The 17,983-nt window shown below is 57.0% G+C and carries 18 protein-coding genes; 11 read left to right on the forward strand and 7 right to left on the reverse strand.

What is annotated here, in order from left to right; translation table 11 throughout:
* Positions 1 to 222 precede the first annotated feature (222 nt).
* A complete protein-coding gene (locus tag ACMXX3_RS10600) occupies positions 223 to 690 on the forward strand; it encodes an RrF2 family transcriptional regulator (protein WP_421084675.1) in 468 nt (155 codons plus the stop codon).
* 176 nt (positions 691 to 866) lie between these two features.
* Positions 867 to 2,054 carry a globin domain-containing protein gene (locus ACMXX3_RS10605; RefSeq protein WP_421084676.1) on the forward strand — a complete coding sequence of 396 codons (1,188 nt, stop codon included), beginning with the start codon at positions 867 to 869 and terminating at the stop codon, positions 2,052 to 2,054.
* Between the two features lie 161 nt (positions 2,055 to 2,215).
* On the opposite strand, the gene ACMXX3_RS10610 is transcribed toward ACMXX3_RS10605, so the two are convergent.
* Positions 2,216 to 3,619 carry a phosphomannomutase/phosphoglucomutase gene (locus ACMXX3_RS10610; RefSeq protein WP_421084677.1) on the reverse strand — a complete coding sequence of 468 codons (1,404 nt, stop codon included), beginning with the start codon at positions 3,617 to 3,619 and terminating at the stop codon, positions 2,216 to 2,218.
* A gap of 136 nt (positions 3,620 to 3,755) precedes the next feature.
* On the opposite strand from ACMXX3_RS10610, the gene manA reads away from it, so the two are divergent.
* The 3 genes from manA (at position 3,756) to ACMXX3_RS10625 (ending at position 6,711) form a co-directional block, all read left to right on the forward strand.
* The gene (gene manA, locus ACMXX3_RS10615; protein ID WP_421084678.1) at positions 3,756 to 4,955 is read left to right on the forward strand and encodes a mannose-6-phosphate isomerase, class I; all 1,200 of its coding nucleotides are present in this window, start codon (positions 3,756 to 3,758) and stop codon (positions 4,953 to 4,955) included.
* A gap of 107 nt (positions 4,956 to 5,062) precedes the next feature.
* Complete coding sequence (locus ACMXX3_RS10620) at positions 5,063 to 5,332, forward strand: ACT domain-containing protein (RefSeq protein WP_421084679.1); 270 nt, start codon at positions 5,063 to 5,065, stop codon at positions 5,330 to 5,332.
* A gap of 11 nt (positions 5,333 to 5,343) precedes the next feature.
* On the forward strand, positions 5,344 to 6,711 hold the full coding sequence (locus ACMXX3_RS10625) for a PFL family protein (RefSeq protein ID WP_421084680.1): 1,368 nt from the start codon (positions 5,344 to 5,346) through the stop codon (positions 6,709 to 6,711).
* Between the two features lie 81 nt (positions 6,712 to 6,792).
* On the opposite strand, the gene ACMXX3_RS10630 is transcribed toward ACMXX3_RS10625, so the two are convergent.
* Genes ACMXX3_RS10630 through tmk form a run of 3 tightly spaced genes read right to left on the reverse strand, consistent with a single transcriptional unit; the run spans position 6,793 to position 9,338 of the window.
* Entirely contained in the window at positions 6,793 to 7,452 is a 660-nt protein-coding gene (locus ACMXX3_RS10630) for a YczE/YyaS/YitT family protein (protein ID WP_421084681.1), read from the reverse strand.
* Between the two features lie 33 nt (positions 7,453 to 7,485).
* Complete coding sequence (locus ACMXX3_RS10635; protein WP_421084682.1) at positions 7,486 to 8,643, reverse strand: DNA polymerase III subunit delta'; 1,158 nt, start codon at positions 8,641 to 8,643, stop codon at positions 7,486 to 7,488.
* Positions 8,640 to 9,338, reverse strand: a complete 699-nt coding sequence (tmk, locus tag ACMXX3_RS10640) for a dTMP kinase (protein WP_421084683.1) — start codon at positions 9,336 to 9,338, stop codon at positions 8,640 to 8,642. Before tmk ends, ACMXX3_RS10635 begins: the two co-directional genes overlap by 4 nt.
* 262 nt (positions 9,339 to 9,600) lie before the next feature.
* Here tmk and ACMXX3_RS10645 point away from each other — a divergent pair, with 262 nt between their 5' ends.
* From ACMXX3_RS10645 to ACMXX3_RS10670, 6 genes are all read left to right on the forward strand, one after another.
* Positions 9,601 to 9,813, forward strand: coding sequence for a hypothetical protein (locus tag ACMXX3_RS10645; protein WP_421084684.1), 213 nt, complete (start codon positions 9,601 to 9,603; stop codon positions 9,811 to 9,813).
* A gap of 221 nt (positions 9,814 to 10,034) precedes the next feature.
* Entirely contained in the window at positions 10,035 to 10,721 is a 687-nt protein-coding gene (locus tag ACMXX3_RS10650) for an ABC transporter ATP-binding protein (RefSeq protein ID WP_421084685.1), read from the forward strand.
* 372 nt (positions 10,722 to 11,093) lie between these two features.
* Positions 11,094 to 11,957 carry a hypothetical protein gene (locus ACMXX3_RS10655; protein WP_421084686.1) on the forward strand — a complete coding sequence of 288 codons (864 nt, stop codon included), beginning with the start codon at positions 11,094 to 11,096 and terminating at the stop codon, positions 11,955 to 11,957.
* A 672-nt stretch (positions 11,958 to 12,629) separates the two neighbouring features.
* Positions 12,630 to 13,808, forward strand: coding sequence for a trans-sulfuration enzyme family protein (locus ACMXX3_RS10660; RefSeq protein ID WP_421084687.1), 1,179 nt, complete (start codon positions 12,630 to 12,632; stop codon positions 13,806 to 13,808).
* A 22-nt stretch (positions 13,809 to 13,830) separates the two neighbouring features.
* The gene (locus ACMXX3_RS10665; RefSeq protein ID WP_421084688.1) at positions 13,831 to 14,148 is read left to right on the forward strand and encodes a DUF2516 family protein; all 318 of its coding nucleotides are present in this window, start codon (positions 13,831 to 13,833) and stop codon (positions 14,146 to 14,148) included.
* Positions 14,149 to 14,277: 129 nt separating this feature from the next.
* Positions 14,278 to 15,018 carry a phosphoglyceromutase gene (locus ACMXX3_RS10670; RefSeq protein ID WP_421084689.1) on the forward strand — a complete coding sequence of 247 codons (741 nt, stop codon included), beginning with the start codon at positions 14,278 to 14,280 and terminating at the stop codon, positions 15,016 to 15,018.
* 96 nt (positions 15,019 to 15,114) lie between these two features.
* On the opposite strand, the gene phoU is transcribed toward ACMXX3_RS10670, so the two are convergent.
* The 3 genes from phoU to ACMXX3_RS10685 form a co-directional block, all read right to left on the reverse strand.
* On the reverse strand, positions 15,115 to 15,771 hold the full coding sequence (phoU, locus tag ACMXX3_RS10675; protein WP_421084690.1) for a phosphate signaling complex protein PhoU: 657 nt from the start codon (positions 15,769 to 15,771) through the stop codon (positions 15,115 to 15,117).
* Between the two features lie 367 nt (positions 15,772 to 16,138).
* Positions 16,139 to 16,552, reverse strand: coding sequence for a hypothetical protein (locus ACMXX3_RS10680; RefSeq protein ID WP_421084691.1), 414 nt, complete (start codon positions 16,550 to 16,552; stop codon positions 16,139 to 16,141).
* Positions 16,553 to 17,143, reverse strand: a complete 591-nt coding sequence (locus tag ACMXX3_RS10685) for a hypothetical protein (protein WP_421084692.1) — start codon at positions 17,141 to 17,143, stop codon at positions 16,553 to 16,555.
* Positions 17,144 to 17,983 lie beyond the last annotated feature (840 nt).

Below are 17,983 nucleotides of genomic sequence, written 5' to 3' on the forward strand. Positions count from 1 at the left end.
ATTTCATTCTGGAGCGTGAATGAGGGGTGACGTGGGCGGTCTTGAGTGTTTCGGGCAGGGGTGGGCTGGTCGATTTTGAGTCTTAATGTTTCTGCCAGAAGATTGTAGTGAAGAGTAGTTATATCTCTGGTGCAGTGGTTTGGTTGCTGTTATATTTCGATAGCCTACTCCGGGTTAAAAGACCTGGTGGGGTTATATTGTGCTGTGGTGAGGAGATGTTCGGTGCGTCTGACTGCTTTTTCTGATGTGTCCCTGCGGGTGTTGATGCTGTTGGCGGGTACTGAGGATGTCCTTTTATCGTCCCAAAAGATTGCTGAGGGCGTGGGGGTTCCTTATAACCATGTGGCTAAGGCGGTTTCTTTTTTGTCGAGTCATGGTTTTGTGGAGTCCAGTCGCGGCCGTACCGGCGGTGTGCGCCTCTCTGAGGCTGGCCGGGTGGCAACGGTGGGCCAGGTGCTGCGGTTGAGTGAAGGGCAGGACGGGCTGGTTGCCTGTTTTGCCGGTGATGGGCAGTGCCCTATGGACCATGCCTGTTCCTTGAAGGGGGTTTTGGCGAAGGCGCGGGAGCAGTTTTTTAAGGTCTTGGATCCGGTGGTGATTTCTGATTTGCCGCATGAAGGGCAGATGGGCCCGGTGATGCTGCAGCTGGGTTTGGGGCCCTTGGGGGACTCTGCGCTGGATAAGCGGTAAGGACGAGGGTTCCCCGCTTTTTTCTACCCTGCGCGTTGAGATAGCGCGTGGGGTTTTTCTTCAAAAATAATTAGTATTTTATATGCTAGATTTAGATTGATTGAGCAACAGTCTGTCACTAAGCCCCAGCCCAGCTGCAGGGGGTTAGGCCCACCCCACACACCCTAAGGAAGAAAATGCTCTCTGAAAAGTCCCGCCCCGTCATTGAGGCAACCCTGCCCGTGATCGCCGAGCGTATCAACGACATCACCCCCGACTTCTACCAGCGCATGTTCGCTGCCCGCCCCGACCTGCTGGACGGCATGTTCTCCCGCTCCTCCCAGCTCGAAGGCACCCAGCCCAAGGCCCTGGCCGGTTCCATCGCGGTCTTTGCCTCCTACATCCTGGCTAACCCCGATAAGTACCCCGACGAGGTGCTCTCCCGCGTCGCCCACAAGCACGCCTCCCTGGGCCTGCGCGAAGAAGAGTACCCCACCGTCTACAAGTACCTCTTCGAGGCGATTGCCGCTAACCTGGGCGACATTCTGACCCCCGACATCGCAGAAGCCTGGACCGAGGTCTACTGGCTCATGGCAGATGCCCTCATCAAGCTCGAAAAGGGCCTCTACGCCTCCCAGGCCAACGACGTCATGTTCGCCCCCTTCCGCCTGGTAGAGCGCAAGGAAACCGGCGAGAACGTCCTTGACCTGACCTTTGAGCCTGCCAATGCTGTTGCCATGACCGACGCTATTGCCGGCCAGTACGTCTCCATCGTCACCAAGGCTAAGGACGGTCTGCGTCAGGCCCGCCAGTTCACCCTGCTACCTGCCGAGAAGAACCAGCGCCGTGTGGCTATCAAGCTCGACACCGCCGGTGAAATGACCCCCATCCTGCACCAGCTGGAAGTTGGCGCTATCGTCGAGATCTCTAACCCCTACGGGGACGTTACCCTGGGTGGCTTCGGCGACGACGAGTCCCAGCCCCTCTACCTCTTCTCCGCCGGTATCGGCGTGACCCCCATGATCGCTTTCCTCTCCGAGCTGGCTGCAACCGGCTCCCAGCGCGAGGTCGTTGTGGTACATGCCGACCGCTCCTTCACCACCTGGCCCCTGCGTGATGAGATGATCCAGTACGTTGACATGCTCGAGAACGGCCGCCTGGTCTCCTTTATCGAGGCGGACGGCGAGGGCGACTTCGAGGGCCGCGTCAACGTGGCTGAGCTCAAGGTGCCCGCTAACGCTTCTGCCTACCTGTGCGGCCCCCTGGGCTTCATGCAGGGCGTCCGCTCCCAGCTAATTGAGGCTGGCGTGCCCGGCACTCAGATCCAGTACGAGATCTTCGGCCCTGACCAGTGGATGCTCCACGACCAGGCCCGCGCCTCCTAAGCTGACCTAAGGACAGATAGAAAAGGACGCCCGCCCCGCTTTCCTGCCATACGGCAAGGAAGCTGGGGCGGGCGTCCTGGTATCTACCTTATGTGTACCGTGCCGTGCTCACTTTAAGCCTGAAAAGTGGGCAGGAGCTGGTACAAAGTAGGGGGTAAGGCTTAGCCCTCGCGAACGATCTTAAGAATCTGATCGCGCACGCGCTCCATGGTGGCCTGATCGGGGGCCTCAAGGTTCAGGCGCAGGAAGGGCTCAGTGTTAGAGGGGCGAAGGTTGGCCCACCAGCCTTCGGTCTTAGACTCGAAGGTGGTGCCGTCCATGTCGTTCTTCTCCACCGAATCACCGTAGAAGTCGGCAACGCGGGCAATCGCCCCGGCCTTGTCTTCCAGCTCAGAGTTGATTTCGCCAGAAGGCACATAGGGGGAGTAGGCGGCAGCCAGTTCAGAAAGGGGCTGGTCAGAGCCACCCAGGGCAGCTAGCACATGCATAGCAGCCAGCATACCGGTGTCGGCGTTAAAGAAGTCCTTGAAGTAGTAGTGGGCGGAATGCTCGCCACCGAAAACACCGGACTCTTCAGCCATCACAGCCTTGATGAAGGAGTGGCCCACGCGGGTCTTAATAGCGCGGCCACCCAGCTTCTCAACCAGCTCAGGCACAGCCTTAGAGGTAATCAGGTTGTAGATGATGACGGGCTCGTCGTTGCCCTCAGCCTTGGCGCGGGCAATCTCGCGCTCAGCTACCAGGGCGGTGATAGCGGACGGGGTAACGGGCTCGCCCTTCTCATCAATCACGAAGCAGCGGTCGGCGTCGCCGTCAAAGGCCAGGCCGATATCAGCACCGTGCTCAACAACGGCCTTCTGCAGGTCAACCAGGTTGGCAGGCTCCAGGGGGTTAGCCGGGTGGTTGGGGAAGGTGCCGTCCAGCTCGAAGTAGAGGGGGACGATCTCCAGGGGCAGGCCGGGCAGGAGGACGTTGCCGAGCACAGCGGGGGTGGTCATACCGCCCATGCCGTTACCGGCGTCCACAACAACCTTCAGCGGACGAATACCCGAAAGATCAACCAGGTGACGCAGGTACTCGGCGTAGCCCTTCAGGACGTCCTTCTCAGACACAGAACCGGGGGCCTCAACAGCGGGAATCTCACCCTCGTTCAAATACTTCTGGGCCAGGTCACGAATCTCAAAGAGGCCGGACTCTGATGAGAGGGGGACAGCACCTGCCTTAGACATCTTCATGCCGTTGTACTCGGCAGGGTTGTGGGAGGCGGTGAAGGTGACACCGGCGGCGTTCTCCACACCGCAGGCGAAGTAAAGCTCATCGGTAGAGATAAGACCAATGTTGACTACATCAGCGCCACGGGCCGTAGCGCCTTCAGCAAAAGCTGCCATGAACTCGGGGCCGGACGGGCGCATGTCGGCACCCACCAGCACCTTCTGGCCAGCAAGCCCCAGGACGTCGACGAAGGCAGCGCCGGTTGCGCGGACGGTATCAGCGGTGATCGTCTGACCAACAATGCCGCGAACGTCGTAAGCCTTGAAAGAAGCAGTTAAATCAATAGTATTCACACCCCCAATTCTAGTGGCCCTCAGTCTCTTCCATGCCCTGATTCCTGGGGAGCAAGCGAGTTTTATGGCAATAAACACCAGAGGTTAGGGGTGCCCTGGCTTAAAAGTATCCCTGCAATGTGTTTCTATGGGGAGTATGGGTGAATTGTTCCTCCTTGAAAACCAGATTCAGAATTATGCCTGGGGTTCGCGAGAGATTCTTGCGACCATGCGTGGTGTACCTGCGCCCACCGAACAGCCGGAAGCAGAGCTGTGGGTGGGGGCCCATCCGTCCGCACCTTCATTTGTCCGTGTTGACGGAGAGTCTTGCCCCCTGGATACCCTGGTTTCTGAGCAGCCAGAGCGCTTTTTGCCGGCCGGCTGGAAGGGGGATATTTTCCCTTTCCTCTTCAAGGTGCTGGCTATTGATTCGCCCCTATCGATTCAGGTTCACCCCACCGACGAGCAGGCTGAAGCTGGTTTTGCGGCTGAAGAAGCGCAGGGTTTGGCCCTGGACGCCCCGACCCGCTGTTACAAGGACCGCCACTCTAAGCCTGAGACCGTGATTGCCCTGTCTCCCATGCGGATTTTGACCGGGGTGCGTCCATTTGCTGAGCTCCGGGCGATTGCTGAGCACTTCAAGCTGGCCTGGCTGACCGGTGCGGTCAACGCCTCTAAGACGCCGAAGGACCTGCTGTCTGCCGTCTTGCAGATGCCCCAGGATGCGGCTGAGGCAGCTATGCAGCAGACCGTTAAATCTGTGCTGGCGTGGGAGGCCAAGAACGGCAAGGTTAAGGGGAGTGAATCTCTGGCAGCAGGTGTTGCTGAGCTGGTCACCACCCTGACCCAGAAGTATCCGAATGACCGCGGCCTGTTGGTTGCCCTGGTGATGAATCTGGTGTATTTGGAACCCGGCCAGTCTGCCTACACCCCTGACGGCCAGGTCCACGCCTATATTTCGGGTACGGCTATTGAGCTAATGAACCCCTCTGACAATGTTTTGCGGGCTGGTTTGACCTCTAAACATGTTGATGTTGATGAACTAATCAAGGTTCTGGGAGCTGAGCAGAAGGCCCCGGTTGTTGAGGGGCCGCAGGTTCAGGACTCCTACCTTGCGACCTATTCCATGTGGTGCGACGGGCTGACCGTCACCCGCGCCACCGTGGGTGAGGGAGAAGAGATTGCCCTCCCCGTCGCCGGTGTGGCTACTGCCCTCTGCGTGGAGGGAACCCCCGTTATCAGCGATGATTCTCGGACCTTCAACCTGACCGGCACCGAAGCTGTTATGTATGTGGGGGAGCCAACCCACCTGATTGTGTCAGGCCCCGGCACCCTCTATGTCGCTGCCCAAGGGTAACTAAGGGGTGAGATTTGCATCTCACCTGGAGGTTCTGGGTAAAGTAGAGACAAAGCCCCTCACCCCTAGCGGGCCCTTTTGTTATACCTACCCCCACAAGGAACTCCATGAAGATCATTCTGACCGTTACCGGCCTTGACCACGAAGGCATTATCGCCGGCGTCACCACCAAGCTCGCCGAACGCAAGGTCAACATCGAAAACGTCTCCCAGACCCTGATGTCAGGTTATTTCACCATGATTTTGCAGGGTAGCTTTGATGATTCAACCCAGTCGATTACTGACCTGCAGGCTGCCATGAAGCCGGTGGAAGAAGAGCAGCGCGTACAGATTCGTATTCAGTCTGACGCGATCTTCCAGGCCATGCACACCCTCTAGGAGCTAGATTCATGCTGTTTACTGATCGCTCCAGCCATATTCTTGAGACCCTGCAGATGATCGAGGAAGATAAGCTCGATATCCGCACGGTCACCATGGGCATTTCCCTGCTGGACTGCGCCGATTCTGATGGCGCGGTAGCCCGCCAGAAAATCTACGACAAAATTACCTCCCGGGCAGCCCGCCTGGTTGAGGTAGCCGAGGGCATTGAAGCTGAGCTCGGTATCCCTATCATCAATAAGCGTATCTCGGTGACCCCGATTGCCCTGGTGGCAGGTGCCTCAAACGACGAGGATTACGTTGAGTTCGCCAAGACCCTGGACGCCGCTGCCAAGGCCGTGGGCGTTAACTTCATCGGTGGCTTCACCGCCCTGGTGGATAAGGGGGCGACCCCGGCCGATGAGAAGCTCATGCGCTCTATCCCGCGTGCCCTCAACGAAACCGACGTGGTTTGTGCTTCGGTGAACATCGGTTCCTCCCGTGCCGGTATCAATATGACCGCCGTGCGCACCATGGGTGAGGTCATCCGCGAGACAGCTGAGGGCTCTGCCGAGGCCCACGGCTTTGGCTGTTCTAAGCTGGTGGTCTTTGCCAACGCTGTCTCTGATAACCCCTTCATGGCCGGTGCCTTCCACGGGGTGCAGGAGGCCGACACCGTCATTTCGGTGGGCGTCTCTGGCCCCGGCGTGGTCAAGCGGGCCCTGGAGAAGGTGCGCGGGGCGTCCTTCGATGACTGTGCTGAGGCCATTAAGAAGGCGGCCTTCAAGATTACCCGCATGGGCCAGCTAGTGGGCACCCTGGCCGCTGAGCGCCTGGGCGTGGAGTTCGGCATCGTCGATCTTTCCCTGGCTCCCACCGCCGAGGTGGGCGACTCGGTCGCCCACGTGCTGGAAGAGATGGGCCTGGAGTCGGTGGGTACCCACGGTACTGTCGCTGCCCTGGCCCTGCTCAATGACGCGGTGAAGAAGGGTGGGCTCATGGCCTGCTCGCATGTGGGTGGCCTGTCGGGCTCCTTCATCCCGATTTCTGAGGATATCGGCATGATTGAGGCCGCTGCTGCCGGCAAGATTACCCTGGATAAGCTCGAAGCCATGACCGCGATTTGTTCCGTGGGCCTGGACATGGTGGCCATTCCCGGCGATACTTCCGCTGCGACCATTTCAGCCATGATCGCCGACGAAGCGGCGATCGGCGTCATGAACCACAAGACCACCGCGGTGCGCGTCATTCCGGCGATTGGGCTAGAGATTGGCGAAATGGTGGAGTTTGGTGGCCTGCTGGGCCGCGCCCCCGTCATGCCTGCCCACCCCGAGTCGGCTGAGGTTTTTGTGGCCCGTGGCGGGCGTATCCCCTCCCCGGTGCACGGCTTCCGCAACTAACTTCCGCAGTAGGTACCAGCTAAATGAGAAAAACCCACGAACTAGGTGGGTTTTTCTCATTTAGCTGGTACCTTTTCGGCTTTAAGGGCGCGGACGCGGGGTGAGCGGCACCGTCACATAGGGCAGGAACCAGCCGATGAGGGGCCCCACGGTAAAAGCGATGAGCAGGGTACCCACACCGAAGTGGCCGCCCATGGCGATACCGGCTACCACCACGGTCACCTCAAGCACGGTGCGCACTAGCCAGACGGGCCGCCCGGTAACCCTCACCAGTCCGGTCATCAGCCCGTCTCGTGGGCCAGAACCAAACTGGGCCCCCAGGTAGAGGGCATCAAAAAAGGAAAAGGCTAGAATGCCCACCGCCAGATAGACCCACTGAGCGAGAACCCCGGCGGGGTCGGGAATCAGATCCATAGCTATATCAGCTGAGAGCCCCACCAAAACCGCGTTAGCTAGGGTGCCGAGGCCCGGCATTTCCTTGAGGGGCAACCAAAAGAGCAGCACCACAAAAGAGGTAGCAATGGTCAGCACCCCGTAGCTGAGCCCGGTGATTTCCATCAGGCCCAGGGTGAGCACGTCCCAGCCCAGGGCACCCAGACCTGCCTTAATGAGCAGGGCACAGGAGGCCCCGAATCCCACCAGCCCCACCACAAGCAGGGGCAGGCGCAGGGCAAGTTTTCCTGCGCGTAGCTGCTGCAGGGGCCCTAGGTGGGCAAGCGGACGGGGAGCGGACTGGGCCATGGGGGGTCTTTCTGGCAGGGGAAGGCAGCGGGGCTAGGCGATAAAGCTGGTCATCATGGCCTCAAAAGCCAGACGGGCCCCGGCGTTGGTGTGGATACGGCGGCGGGTGGTGGCTACCGTGTCCAGATGGGCTAGGGTGCGGTCGGGGCTGGTGCGCTCTGCGTAGGCGTAGATATCGTCGGCCAGGTGGGCGTTGATAATCTCTGCTCCCGTAGAGAGCTGCACTGTCAGCACATCGCGGAAGACGGTTTGAATGTCGGCTAGAAACCGGTCGAGGGTGTCGGTCTGAATACGCTTGGCGCGGCGCTTTTGGTCTTCTTCAAGTTGGCGCACCTGGGCACGGTGGGTGGGGGAGAGCTTGTCGCCGTCCTCATAGCCCAGGGCGGTGAGCAGGGCGGAGCGTTCTGCCTCATTACGGGCCTCAGCATCGGCTTCAGCTTCTGCCTCGGCGATGGTGATGAGGTCGTCGGCCGCTTCCATGGCGGCGGCGATAGAGCGCAGGGTAATGGGCATCTGCACCACGGTGCTGCGGCGTTTGCGGGCTTCTGCGTCGGTGGCTAGCTTGTGGGCGACCTCCAGGTTGCCTTGGGCTAGGCGGGCGATGAAATCTGCCTGCTGGGGTTCTAGGTGCTCCCCGCGGGCCTGAGCGTCGGCAAGAAGCCGGGCGGCGACGTCCGCCACCGAGGGCAGGCGTAGCTTGACCGGGCGGCATCGGGAGCGAATGGTAACCAGGACGTCGGCGGGCGATGGGGCGGTGAGCAGCCAGATGGTGTAGGGCGGGGGCTCTTCGATGGCCTTGAGCAGCACGTTGGAGGTACGTTCGAGCATCCGGTCGGCGTCTTCGACCAGGATGACGCGCCAGCGCCCCACGGCCGGGCGGTCCTGGGCCTTGACGACGAAGTCGCGGGCTTCGTCGATGGTGATGGTGGTTTTTTCGGTGGCGAAGTGCATGAAGTCTGCGTGGGAGCCACTGAGCACTGTGGTGCAGGAGCGGCAGGTTCCGCAGCCCCGGGCGGCCGGGTCGGGCTGGTCGCAGAGCAGGGCGGCGGCGAAGGCTAGGGCAGCGTCGGAGCGGCCTGCCCCGGGAGGGCCGGTGAAGAGCCAGGCGTGGGTTGGTTTTTCTTCGGCAGCGGAGCGGGTGAGCTGGGCGCGCACGTCGAGCTGGCCGGTGAGGGTATCAAAGACGCTCATGCGATGTTCCTCAGGGCTGCTGCCAGCACGTCAGCGTGGACGACCTCGATGGGGCGGGCCCCGTCGACGACGGTGTAGCGGTGGGGGGCCTGGTCTGCCAGGGTGCGGAAGGTGGTGTGGATAGCGCGGTAGAAGGTGTCGTCGCCTGATTCCATACGGTCGGCTTGGCCACGGGAGCCTGTGCGGGCGCGTCCTTCGGCCAGGGGGACATCGAGCAGGATCGTGGTGTCGGGCAGCAGGTTGGAGGTTGCCCAGCGGCTGAGATTGACGACGTTGTCTATGCCCAGGCCGCGGCCTGCGCCCTGGTAGGCGGCGGAGGAGTCGATGTAGCGGTCGCAGAGGACGATGTGCCCGGCCTCGAGAGCGGGCCGGATTTTTTGGTGGGCGTGGGCGGCGCGGGAGGCGGCGAAGATGAGGGCTTCAGTGTGGGGGTCAATCTCGCCGTTGCCGTGGTCGAGCACCAGGGCACGGAGTTTCTCGCCGATGTCGGTGCCGCCGGGTTCGCGGGTGATGAGGACGCTGTGGCCGTCGGCGGTGAGGGCGTCAGCGAGGAGTTTGATTTGGGTGGTTTTGCCCGAGCCGTCGCCGCCTTCAAAGACGATAAAGGTGCCGGGGTAGGGGCGGGCAGACGCGGGGGCCTGGGAGGCGGACGCGGGGTGCTCGGCTTCTGGGGAGTATGTCAGTGCGTGGGTCACGGGTTCTAGCCTATCAAGCTTGTGTATCTGGCCTTGGCTGGTTGCTGTCTAGGGTGCCTGATTGCAGAGGTTTCTGTAGATGGTGTTACTGGGGCAGGCATGAACGGGGTGCCGATCCTGTCTAGGGGTATAAGTTTCCTGGTAGAAATCTCTTGACGCTACTTTTAGGGGCGATATATTATTTCTTTATGAGATGTAGATCTCTAATTAATAATAATTAGCAGAAAGATTTTCGTTATGTCTTTTTAAGGGAAGATTCGGTGTGGCTGTTTCTGTAGCTACTCTAAGTTCGGTTATCTTCGTGGGGGTTGCTTTTACTGAAGGTGAGTGGGAATCTCATGTTTCAGGCGTCCTTCCTGAATTCGCCTCCCGGACCTGGCAAGATAATTTCTTGGATGCGCAGAGTTCGACTACTTATTTTCAGGGGTGCAACCTTCGTTATAGTAATCTTAGTTCTGTTGATATGGGGCTTTAGGATAAAATGGGACTTTTTCCTGGCTTTGAATCTGGGGGGATTAATCAAAACTGTGGAACCTATAATTTTGTCAGGATGACAAGGTCTATGAATGTTATTTTAAAATTGAACGATAAATATAATATTAGGCATTATCTCGATGTTTCTTATGTTAAGCAGACGTACTGAAATAATTTATGATCTTTGTAGAAAATCTTAGGTATACACGGCAAGGGTGCCGGGTGCTTGATGATCTCACCTTCACTCTGGCTCCTGGCGTCACAGCCCTGCTTGGCCATAACGGGGCAGGAAAAAGTACCCTCTTTTCACTGCTAGCAACAGTTCTCAAACCCACTGAGGGAAAAATAGGTCTTCACACAGAAACCCTACAGCTCGATAGCCGCAAACAGGTCAAACAGTACCGCTCATATATTGCCTTTGTGCCCCAACACTACACACCGCTTCCGGAGCTCACTGTAGAGCAGCACATCCACTATGTTAGTTGGTTAGCTTCAAATCCAAGTTCAAAGGCGAACAGCTTGACCCAGCAGGCAATTGAAGCTACTTCCCTCCAGCAACTAGCGGGCCGTAAGGCCACAGAACTGTCGGGCGGTGAAACGCAACGACTGGCTATCGCAGGTGCTCTTGCAACAGGCGCTAGAGTTTTACTTCTTGACGAACCTACTGCGGGTCTTGACCCGGCACATAAGGATGCTATCCACCGATTAATTCAAACTGCTGGGCAAGAGCGGGTTGTTCTCGTGGCCACGCATGATCTTTACCAGCTCGATGAAATCTATCAGAATGTTCTTGCCTTAAACCGGGGGCATCTGACCTTCTCTGGGCGCACCTGTGACTTTCTCGCCCCTTTCAGCGGCTCACCACAACAGCAAGCCCTGGCGGCATTTAACTACTTCATGGAGCAGTAGATCATGCGGCCTGTACCTCTAGACATATTTACACGTCATTTAGCACTCAAGCTACTTCCTGCCGCCCTGGTTCTGAACCTTCTTTACATCCTGGTGTATAGCAATTCAGCAACCCTTGTGGGTCATGCGGAGTCCGCCGCCGGGCAGGCTTCGCTTCTCTTGATCTTTTCGGCAGGCCTAGCCTCTCTCGCGTCTTGCTGGGTGGGGGTGCAGATGAGTCGTACCAGGCTCATACATACTGCAGCGGCAAGGCCGAGCTGGCAGATATTAGGGTTATGGCTAGTCCCTGCCTTTCTCAGCGGGGCAGTAGCACAGATAGGTGGGGCACTAGGGCTGCTGGCACTCTCAGGGGTGCTTCCTAACTCACGGTTTGTGCTGATTCTGGTAGCCCAGTGTTCAGCCCTGCTGGTTCATACTGCTCTTGGCTACTGGTGGGGTAGGTTTCTGCGTCCGGTTCTTGCCTATCCCCTTGCCGTCCTAACGAGCTATGTATGGTTAGCCTTCACCTGGACGCTGCCGGTCACCTTTATTCGATATTTAGCTGGCCCCGCTATGGTGATGTGCTGTTCGCCTGTGGAACATATCGACCCTGCTGCCCCTGGGGCTCTTCTTATTTTTTCTGCGACGGTGGGGTGCGGGCTTCTTGCCCTGGCTGTATGGCGGGGCGGACATAAGGTGATTAAAGCCGGGGTTGCAGTCTCGTGCCTCATCCTGGGTGGCAGCGCGGGGTACCTTATGGCAGGTCAGTTGGGCCCGGTTGCAACTTACTATCTTGCTGACGAGGACCTCAAATGTGCAGGCAACGCACCGCAGGTTTGCGTGGGAGAAGTGTCTTTGGCACGGAATGACTTGCGCGAGCAAATATCGTTTGATTTTAAGAAAATGCAGAGCATAGGGTTGCCCCCTGTGCAGAAGGCCCTGATTTACAGAGGCGAAAATCTTCCTGCCCTGCATGAGGGAACCGCCTATATCGCTTACCCTCCAACGATGACAGAAGAAGAGGCCCACCGTATGGTGGCTTCGATATATGCTGCCCCGCTAGAGCAGTGCTTAGAGGTCTTGCTGACCCAAGATGATCTGCAAGATTTCAACGCCTTTAGCGCCTCTATCGATCAACTTAAGACTCAACTCACTGGCTATCTAATAGGCCCAGTAGATGTGGACTTCGCACAAGAACAGGCTATCCGGGAGCTCTATATAACTCTGAGTAGTTGCTCTCTGCCCCCAGGAGTATAGGTGAGGTATTTTCTCAGATCCCGTTTACTTACGAAGGTCATCCCGGTACTTCTGCTGTGTTCGGGTTTGCTGGCCTTGTGGAAAGGAACCCTTATTCGCCTTCCTTTACCGGATTTCATCCCCACTTTGGCACGGTCTGTACCTGTCGACGCTGTACTCATGACATGCTCCGTTACCGCAATTGCAGTTGCAGCCTATCCCGGCACTCAGTTGTGGGAGAGGGCGGCGCCGCGTAGCGTCAGCGCATACTCCTATCTCCTAGCAGCTGGGCTAGGCCTTTTCTCAGGCCTTAGCTGTGGAGTAGTTTACCTAGGGGATCCTAGCGTCTGGCCTGTGCTGATGAAACTACTGGGACTAGTCGGAATCATCTCAGTGCTCTATCGGTGTATAGGCTTGTACGTTAGTTTAATTCCCTCTGCCTTTCTGATAGTGAGTACAATTTTTGCCCGTCGCCCAGGGGAAGGAATAGCGCCCTGGGCCTGGCTGGTCAATAGTGACCCGCAACTGCACCAGGTTATCGGGACTCTTGTTCTTGTCGGTGCTGTTGCATTCCTCGCTGATTACTGGCAGCGAGTCCTGGGGAGGAAGCGCTAACTGGCTGCCCTGCCCCTCTGTGTCCCTGCATGAACTGGTACTAGCGGCTTTCCCCGTCCACCGCGTATCGTAGAAAGCATGACTGAACAGAACCTTGCCCCTGAAACCCGCCTGGTGGCCGGTGGCCGTCCTGCCCACGAGGACCTCGCCCCCGTCAACCCGCCCATCATGATGTCCTCCACCTTCCGTCAGATGGGCCCTTCAGATATCAACACCTACGCCCGTTTCTCCAACCAGTCCTGGGACGGCCTGGAAGAAGTCATTGCTGACCTTGAAGGGGCAGAGCTGCCCGGCCTAGTCTTTGCGTCCGGTATGGCTGCTGTTGCTTCGGTTCAGGATCTGGTGCCCGTTGGCTCTATCATTCTGCTGCCCGAGCACACCTACATGGCCTCTGTTTCCATGGCCAAGCGTCTTGAAGCCCGCGGTATTGCCACCGTGGTCCGTCTCGATATCGAGAACACCGAGTCTGTCATCGCTGAGCTGGAAAAGGCCGCAGCTGCTGCCGGTACCACCCCCGAGAACATCAACTACGCAGCCCCCAAGGTCCTGCTCTGGATGGAATCTCCCACCAACCCCATGATGGAGGTCGCCGACCTGCCCGCTATCCTGGCCGCTGCCAAGCGCCTGGGTATCGTCTCAGCTGTTGATAACACCTTTGCCACCCCGCTCGGCCAGAACCCTCTGGCTCTGGGGGCGGACGTCGTCGTCCACTCAGCAACCAAGGCAATTGCCGGCCACTCCGACGTCCTGCTGGGTATTACCGCTACCTCTAACCCGGTTCTGCGCGAGGCTATGGCCGCCCACCGCACCACCAACGGTGCAATTGCTGGCCCCTTCGAAGCCTGGCTGGGCCTGCGCGGCGTCCGCACCATGGGCGTCCGTGTGGAACGTGCTGCCGCCAACGCCTTGGAGCTGGCCCAGCGCCTCGAAGCCCACCCGGCCGTCAAGGCTGTGCGCTACCCCGGCCTGCCCACCGATGCCGGCTACGAACGCGCTACCGCCCAGATGAAGACCTACGGCACTATCCTCTCCATCACCCTGGACGCCACCGCTGAAGAGACCGACCGCGTTGTGGCTGCCCTCAAGATTTGGACGCCCGCAACCAGCCTCGGTGGCGTAGAATCGCTGATTGAGCGCCGCCGCCGCCACGGTTCCGAGCCCCACTCAATCCCCGAGTCGTTGCTGCGCCTGTCGGTGGGTATTGAGAACGTTGAGGACCTGTATGCAGACCTCGCAGCGGCCCTTGAACTCCTCTAAAGACCGATAGAAGAAATATCTGATGTCTCCTCTAATGCTTGCCGGCCTGGTTCGGTACTACATTGAGCTGGGCCTGACTGCCCTGGTTGCTGGACTTGCTGTGTTCGCTGTGATTGAAGCTGTGCGCGCTACTAACTACGCCTACCAGAGTGCCTTCAAACGCACCAAGGGTTTCTGGGTGGGGGTGACCGGGGCTGCTGCCGCTTTTTCGGTGTTAATGCTCCTGCAGACTCTTGCCTGGGGCAGCAGCTCTATTTTCTTACAACTGATTGCGGCAACTGCGGTGGGGGTTTTCCTTGCGGACGTCCGCCCGGCAGTTGCTGTGCGCCGTCGCCGCTAAGCTTCGGTTGCGTTAAGGTCTGAAAAACCCACACATATTCACAGCTCAAACCCTGGTAAAGACCGGGGAATGCGTGAATATGTGTGGGTTTATCTTTGCTTTGGGGGGTTGGAGTGGAATAATGGGAGTATGACTTACAAATTGGTACTGCTCCGTCACGGGCAATCAGAATGGAACGAAAAGAACCTCTTCACCGGTTGGGTAGATGTTGCCCTGACCGAGAAGGGTCGCGCTGAAGCTACTCGCGGTGGTGAGCTTTTGAAGGAACGCGGCATCCTTCCCGATGTCGTCCACACCTCCTTGCAGCGTCGTGCAATCAACACCGCTAACCTGGCTCTCGATGCCGCCGACCGTCACTGGATCCCCGTCAAGCGCAACTGGCGCCTGAACGAGCGCCACTACGGTGCTCTGCAGGGTAAGGACAAGACTCAGACCCTGGAAACCTACGGTGAAGAGCAGTTCATGACCTGGCGTCGTTCATACGACGTTCCGCCGCCGGTCCTCGATGATAACGACGAGTTCTCCCAGGCGAATGACCCCCGCTACGCAGATATTGAGAACGCTCCCCGCACCGAGTGCCTGAAGGACGTCCTCGAGCGTATGCTGCCCTACTGGGAGTCAGAGATTAAGGAAGACCTGAAGGCTGGCAAGACCGTTCTGGTTGCTGCCCACGGTAACTCCCTGCGTGCCCTGGTTAAGAACCTCGAAGGCATTTCAGATGAGGATATCGCTGGCCTGAACATCCCCACCGGTATCCCCCTCTACTACGAGCTGGACGAAAACTTCAAGCCTGTTGGCCCCGGCGAGTACCTGGATCCCGAGGCAGCTAAGGACGCTATCAAGGCTGTTGCTAACCAGGGTAAGAAGTAATTCCCCGGTAGGTACCACCTAAATCAGAAAAACCCACCTAGTTGGTGGGTTTTTCTGATTTTCTGGTACTTTCTGACGGAGATGGTACCTGCCAGCCTAGATGCTAGGTACAGCGTTCCAGTCGCCGGTGACCAGGTAGGTAACCTTGCGGGCTACCGAGACGCCGTGGTCGCCAAAGCGTTCCAGGTAGCGGGAGGCTAGGGTGACGTCCACGGTGACTTGGGCGTTCTGGCCCCAGTCGGGAGCTGCCATGCGGTTAAAGACCTCAACGTGCAGCTCATTGATCCGCATCTTGTGCTTGATGATGTCCTGGGTGTGGGCCAGCTCGCGGGTTTCCAACAGATGAATCACGCTGGTGATGATTTTCTGGTCTAGCTCGATGATTTCGCGGAACACGGGCACGATGGACTCGGGCAGGACGTGCTCGGGGTAGCGCATACGGGCCACCTGGGCGACGTGGCGGGCAAGGTCGCCCATGCGTTCGAGGGAGGAGCTCATCCGGAGGGCACCGACGATCATGCGGAGGTCGGAGGCAACGGGGCCTTGCAGGGCGAGGATGTCGATGGCGCGTTCGTCGAGTTCGTTTTGCATGAAGTCGATGCGGGCATCGTTGGTAATGACTTCTTCGGCTTCTTGAATATCGGCCTGCAAGAAGGCGTCGGAGGCTCGGCCGAGGGCTTCTTGTACGAGAGTGGCGATGTGGATGAGTTCTTCGCCGACGTGTTGCAGTTCGGCTTGGAAGACTTTGCGCACGTGCGCGTCCTTTCCCTTGGGTGGTGTGGGCTACCGGCGGGCAGAATGCTCCCCGGGCTTCCTTCTTAGAGTGCCAAGGCCACATGAACAGCAGGGCATGGTTGGGTAAACGTTAGTTGAACCCTGCTGACGCGAGTCAGAAACTGAGCAAATCAAAATGAATCAACTATGAGGCTTATTCATAAGGGGTAAAACCACCAACTAGACAACGGCCCCACCAGCAATTCACCGCCATGTTCAAAGAACACGGTCTTGAGAAGGGCCTAGATAACACTACCTTGGGGCAGATAGGGGGGATCTCTGCCAAATAGCCCTTTCTTATTTTTTATATCTGACGTGCTGTTCTTTTTCTTTTTGGGGGAGGGTATTAGCGTTGGTGAGAGATGCCGCTTCCTCTTACTTTTCTTCCTTGCTGATTTAATGCACATAGACACGTTAGCCCTGTGAGACTGGCGATGACTATACCCCATACCAGAGGGTTGAAAGCTTGAACTCCGCCTGCACTGAGTGCGAAAAGTAGGGCTGAGGCCCCGTAACAGATAAGCCCCACTAGCCCCCAATTATGCATTTTCTTTTCAGGAAAATTTTTTCTTTCAAGAATATTTATGAGGTAGAGAGACCAAAAGAGAAAGATAGCAGTTGCCTGACCCCAGAGAGGAATTATTCCAATTTCTTGGGGTGATAAATCTGGAGTTCCCCATAAGGGGAAGAGCAGGAGGTAGGGAAGAAATACTGAAAGTAAGGTCAGGAAAAATAGCGTTATGGTAAGGATAACTTTCATTTAATCATTCACCACTTCATTGCTGGGTATAACCCCACCGGGTTCATTAGGGTAAATCTTTTGAATAATCCTGTTAGCAAAGTTTCCCCATAGAGGGTAAGGAACTAAGTTTTCTGGAAATTGTGCAGCTTTGGGGCCATCTGCCTGGACGTGTAGCTCTGAGCCTTCATCATTAATGGCGAAGATAATTGTGTTATCTGCTCCTTCAAAGTGGCCTGGCAAGGAAAGAAGCTTGAGATGTCGGTCGCCTACTTCTAGAACTTTTACAGGGCTCCCACCATTAGGGCTGGTTAGTGTAAGCTCTTGACCAACTTGTGGGTTGTTTACCATTCCGCCTAATGGAAATACGTTTTCAAAATCATCCATAATGATTTTCCAAATCTCATGGCCTCGGAGAGGGGCTTTTGAACCATGGTGCGGGAGTATCTGAAATTTGTAGTCGTACCCGTATTCACCAGCAGGAGTGGTTTGTAGAGGGGGCGTAGTAGTGGACAGTGATGTATTTGCAAAGGCTGCTGTGGAGGTGGGCAATAAGAGTACAGTCGCAAGAACCGTAGCAGGTAGAGAGGCGTGGAACTTTCTTGACTTCATTGTCATCCTTTTTCTGGGGCACGGTTATTATGTATGAGCCGATATTGCTGGGGCTGTCCCTGAGTTAGATATAGCTGGCTATATGTGGCATTGTTTATACAAACTCACACCAGCTCATATATGATTTACATCATTTATATAAAACATTGTAGCTTGTGGCGAGCGGCACTTCAAGATGCACACCTTAGTTGAGTCTTTTCTCGTCTACGCCCAAGGGTGCTTCTATAGTTTTCATCAACCCCTAACCGATGCATGACACTCATAAAAACAACCATCTCTCAACATCGCAAACAAAACATTCACCCGTCGACGAGCCAACGCCATCACGCACCTGTTATGCCGCTTACCCTCTGCACACTTGAGATCGTAATATGCACGCGAAGCCTGATCAGCCTTCAACGAAGCAAAAGCAGATAAGAAAAGCACTCGCTAGAGTGCTTTGGTGCGCATGCCCACCCCAGGTATCGAACGAATAACTGCTGATAAAGGATGAGCTTCCACCAAATCCAGTATCTGCTGCTCTGCTTTACTATGCTGTGCCAGAATCAACTCAAGCTGGGCTGCTAGGTCATCGTCAAAACCGCAGAGCATTGATAATTCAGCGGCGGTTTCATCGACGTAGACGCACCCATGCATGAAGGCGATATCGTTTTAAAGTTCTAGTGCCCTGTCACACAAAATTCGGCTCTTAACAACAGAAGCCAAGGTCACATGAACACAAGCACATGGTTGGGTAAACGTTAGTTGAACCCTGATGACGCGAGTCAGAAACTGAGCACAACAAGCATCGCCGGCTAATAATATACTAAAATTTGCCATATATATTGAATATTACGAAAA

Origin of the sequence: Rothia nasimurium, from assembly GCF_049068285.1 — a bacterium.
In the GTDB taxonomy this organism is placed as follows: domain Bacteria; phylum Actinomycetota; class Actinomycetes; order Actinomycetales; family Micrococcaceae; genus Rothia; species Rothia nasimurium_I.